Below are 4852 nucleotides of genomic sequence, written 5' to 3' on the forward strand. Positions count from 1 at the left end.
CAGCCGCCTGCGCATGACCGACATTCGACTTCAACGACCCCAACCACAACGGCCGACCCCCCGGCCGACCCTGCCCATACGTCGCCAACAACGCCTGCGCCTCAATCGGATCACCCAACGTCGTCCCCGTACCATGCGCCTCCACCACATCCACCTCTGCGGCCGAGAGTCCGGCGCTGGCCAATGCCTGCCGGATCACCCGCTGCTGAGCTGGACCATTGGGCGCGGTCAGGCCGCTGCTTGCGCCGTCCTGGTTCACCGCTGAACCCCGCACCACCGCAAGCACCGGATGCCCGTTGCGCCGCGCATCGGACAGCCGCTCCAGCAGCAGCATCCCCGCACCCTCGGCCCAACCGGCGCCGTCCGCCGCGTCCGAGAAGGACTTGCAGCGCCCGTCGAGCGCAAGGCCGCGCTGGCGGCTGAACTCCACGAACGCCATCGGCGACGACATCACGGTGACACCGCCGGCCAAGGCGAGCGTGCACTCCCCACGACGCAGCGCGTGGGCCGCCAGATGCAGGGCGACCAGCGAGGACGAGCAGGCTGTGTCCACCGTGACCGCAGGCCCCTCAAGGCCCAGGGTGTAAGCGATACGTCCCGACGCGACGCTGCCCGCACTGCCATTGCCCAGGTAGCCCTCGAAGCCCTCAGGGGCTGCCTTCAGCCGGGACACATAGTCGCTGTACATCACGCCCGCGAAGACACCAGCTTTGGTGCCCCGTACGGAGTGCGGGTCGATACCCGCGTGTTCCAGCGCCTCCCAGGACGTCTCCAGCAGCAGCCGCTGCTGCGGATCCATCGCGAACGCCTCGCGCGGCGAGATCCCGAAGAACGCCGGATCGAAGTCGGCGGTGTCGTGCAGGAAACCGCCCTCCCGCACATAGCTCTTGCCTTGTCGGTCCGGATCCGCGTCGTACAGGTTCTCGACGTCCCAGCCACGGTCCACCGGGAAGTCGGAGACGGCGTCGGTGCCAGTGGCGACCAGGTCCCACAGCTCCTCGGGCGAAGCCACGCCACCTGGATACCGGCAGGCCATGCCCACGATCGCGATGGGCTCGGATTCCTTGGCTTCCAGTTCCTCCAGCCGTCGACGGGTCTGGCGGAGGTCGGTGGTCGCCAACTTGAGGTAGGCGCGGAGCTTATCCTCACTGGCCATTCGGGATCAGTTCCTCACAAAATCGGCGAACGTGGCTAAAACTTCGGGCGAAACATCGGTTGTGCACTATCGGCACGGTCTGTGCCGCCTACACCGTCACGGCCATAGTCGCGGTCATGTGGTTCAGGACTTCCTCAGCTCGTTCTCGAGAGCGCTGAACAGTTCGTCATCCGTCGCGTCATCCAGATCCCCGTCGTCATCGAGGTCGGCGGTCGCTCCCTCCGTGCCACCGAGCTTGGCCATGAGGGCTTTCATCCGGACCATGACCTCGACGCGTTTACCGTCGTCCGCGGCCACGGCTGACAGCACCGACTCCAGCCGGTCGAATTCCTCGACCAGCGAGGGCCCGGCCTCGACCCCGTCCAGGCGGATTTCGGTGCGCAGCAATGCGGCCAGCGCATGGGGCGTGGGGTGGTCGAAGATCAGGGTGGCGGGCAGCCGCAGCCCGGTGGCGGCGTTCAGACGGTTGCGGAGCTCGACCGCCGTGAGCGAGTCGAATCCGACTTCCAGGAAGCCTCGCCCGGGATCCACCGCGTCGTGTGTGGCGAAACCCAGCACGGCCGCCGCCTGCGCGCGAACGAGGTCCAGCAGCGCGCGTTCCCGTTCGGTGTCGGAGAGGCCCGCGAGCCGCTGCTTGAGCGTGGCGTCGCCGCCCGCCGCTCCCGCCTCGGCCGTGCGCCGCGCCGGTGCGCGGATCAGGCCGCGCATCATCACGGGAACGGCATCGGCGGTGACCGGGCGGCGCAGCGCGGCGGCCTCCAACTGCATGGGCAGCAGCAGCGCCTCATCGATGCCTTGGGCGGTGTCGAACAGTTCAAGGCCCTTCGCGGTGCGCAGCGGGGTCATACCGCCGCGCGCCATGCGCTGTATGTCGGCGTCGGTGAGGTCGCCGGTCATGCCGCTGCTCTGGGCCCAGAAGCCCCAGCCGAGCGAAACCGCGGGCAGTCCCTGGGCCCTGCGGTGGTGGACGAGTGCGTCGCCGAACACGTTGGCCGCTGCGTAGTTTCCCTGCCCTGCGCTGCCGAAGGTCGCGGCGGCCGAGGAGAAGAACACGAACGCCGAGAGGTCCAGGTCACGCGTCAGCTCGTGCAGATGGAACAGCGCGTCTACCTTGGGGCGCAGCACCTTGTCGACGCGGTCCGGGGTCAGGGAGGAGATCACCCCGTCGTCCAGCGCGCCGGCGGTGTGCACGACGCCGGTGAGCGGATGCTCCGCCGGTACGGAGGCGAGGAGTTCCGCCAGCGCCACGCGATCGGCCACATCGCATGCCGCCACGGTGGCGTCGGCCCCGAGCTCGGCGAGCTGTCCCACCAGTTCATCGGCGCCTTGGGCGGCGGGCCCGCTCCTGCTCACCAGCAGCAGTCGGCGCACGCCGTGCCTGGCGACGAGGTGTTTGGCGAAGACGCCACCCAGCGTTCCGGTCGCGCCCGTGATCAGTACCGTTCCCGAGCCGAACGCGCTCGCCGCGGGCTCCGTCTGCGCCTCGTCGGCCCGGGCCGGGAGCGGGACCCGCGCCAGGCGCGGCACCCGTACCTCGCCGGCGCGCAGCACCACCTGCGACTCGTCCTGGGCCACCGCCCACGCCACCGCCGCGGGCAGGGCCTGCCACGACGGCTCCGAGTCGTCGGTGTCCAGGAGGACAAAGCGGCCCGGGTTTTCCGACTCCGCCGAGCGCAGCAAACCCCACACCGGGGCCGCCGCGAGGTCTCCTACGTCCTCGCCCGTCCCCGTGGCCACCGCGCCGCGGGTCACCACGACCAGCCTCGACTCGGCGAACCGCTGGTCCGCGGCCAGCCACTGCTGCGCCAGAGCGAGGGCCTGGTGCACCGCGCCGCGCGCGGCGTCGGCCGTGGCCCCCGGCGTGGCCTCGATCTGGGGCGCGCAGCTGACCAGGATGACCTCGGGAGCGGGCTCGCCCTCGGCAAGACTGTCACGCAGCGAGGCCAGGTCCTCGTACGGCTTGGCCAAGACCCGTGTGCCGCTCAGCCCGGCCCCCAGGCCGAGGCGGTCGTCGCCCACGAGTGACCAGCGAGCGGTGGTGGGGGCGAAGGCGTCGCCGGACACCGGTCGGCTGATCCACTCGATGTGGAAGAGCGAATCGTGCTGACCGCCCTGGGCGCCGCCGAACTGCTGCGGGTCGACGGGGCGCAGCACAAGGGACTCGGCCTTGGCCACCGGGGCGCCGGTCCCGTCGGCGACCGCCACGGTCATCGCGTCCGCGCCGCCCGGCGTCAGGGCCACCCGTAGCAGCGCGGCGCCCGCGGCGTACAGGGACACTCCGCGCCAGGCGAACGGCAGCCGAGCCCTGGGAGCTCCGGCGCCGCTGTCGCGGGCCGTCTCCGGGGCGACGATGCCGAGCCCGACGGCGTGCAGCGCGGAGTCGAGCAGGGCCGGGTGGACGCCGAAGCGGGCGGCTTCGGACTGATGGTCCTCGGGGAGCACGACCTCGGCGAAGATCTCCTCACCACGCCGCCAGGCCGCGCGCAGGCCCTGGAAGACCGGCCCGTAGCCGTGCCCGACCTCGGTCAGCGCGTCGTACAGCCCGTCGGTGGCCACGGCGGTCGCACCCGCGGGGGGCCACGCCGCCAGGTTCCACGACGCGGTGGGCGCGCCGACCGCCAGCACTCCCGTGGCATGGCACGTCCAGGGCTCGTCGGCGGTCTCCACGTCGCGCCGCGAGTAGACGCTCAGTGCGCGGCGACCGGTCTCGTCCGGTTCGGCGACCGTGAGCCGCAGCTGCATGCCGCCGCGCTCGGGGAGGATCAGCGCGGTTTGGAGTGTCAGCTCCTCGACCACATCGCAGCCGACCTCGTCGCCCGCGCGGATGGCCAGTTCCACGAATGCGGTGCCGGGCAGCAGCACGGTGTCCCCCACCGCGTGGTCGGCGAGCCATGGGTGCGTACGCAGCGACAACCGGCCCGTGAACACGACGCCTTCGGAGTCCGGCAGCTCCACGGCGGCGCCGAGCAACGGGTGCTCCGCGGAGTCGATCCCGAGGCCGGAGGCCGCGCCCGCACCGGCCGAGACACCGGAGGTGTCCAGCCAGTAGCGCTTGCGCTGGAAGGCGTACGTGGGCAGGTCCACTCGCACGGGCCCGACCCCCTTGAATGCCTGCGTCCAGTCGATGGCCACGCCCTGGGCGTAGGCCTCGGCGAGGGAGGTCAGGAAGCGGTCCAAGCCACCCTCGTCACGGCGCAGCGATCCGAGCGCCACCGTGCCCTCCGCGCCGCGGGCCTCAGCGGTCTCCTCCACCCCGACGGCCAGCACCGGGTGCGCGGACACCTCGATGAAGACAGCGTCCCCCGCCTCCAGGACGGCGCCGATGGTCTCCTCGAAACGAACCGTCTGGCGCAAGTTGCGGTACCAGTACGCGGCATCCATGCCTGCCGTGTCGATGACCTCGCTCGTCACCGTGGAGTACATCGGGATCCGGGACGGCTGCGGTTCGAGGCCCGCCAGCAGCCCGGCCAGCTTCCCCTCGATACGCTCGACATGCGACGTGTGCGACGCATAATCCACCGGAACCTTACGCACCCGCACCTCCCGCGCCTCACACTCCGCCAACAACTCATCAAGCGCACCCGGATCACCCGCCACCACCACCGACGCCGGACCATTCAACGCCGCAACCTCAACCAACCCCCCGAACCGCTCAAGCCGAGACTCCACCTCAGACAACGGCAACCCCACCGACAT

The 4852-nt window shown here is 70.9% G+C and carries 2 protein-coding genes; both read right to left on the minus strand.

The features are described 5' to 3' along the window. On the minus strand, window positions 1–1156 hold a 1156-nt coding region (locus CCN51_RS28780; protein WP_211303262.1), incomplete at its 3' end, for a beta-ketoacyl synthase N-terminal-like domain-containing protein. A 123-nt stretch (window positions 1157–1279) separates the two neighbouring features. Continuing rightward, window positions 1280–4852, minus strand: a 3573-nt coding sequence (locus CCN51_RS28785) for a type I polyketide synthase (protein WP_086860241.1), incomplete at its 5' end; no start/stop codon positions are given.

Source organism: Streptomyces milbemycinicus, from assembly GCF_002154605.1.
In the GTDB taxonomy this organism is placed as follows: Bacteria; Actinomycetota; Actinomycetes; order Streptomycetales; family Streptomycetaceae; genus Streptomyces; species Streptomyces milbemycinicus.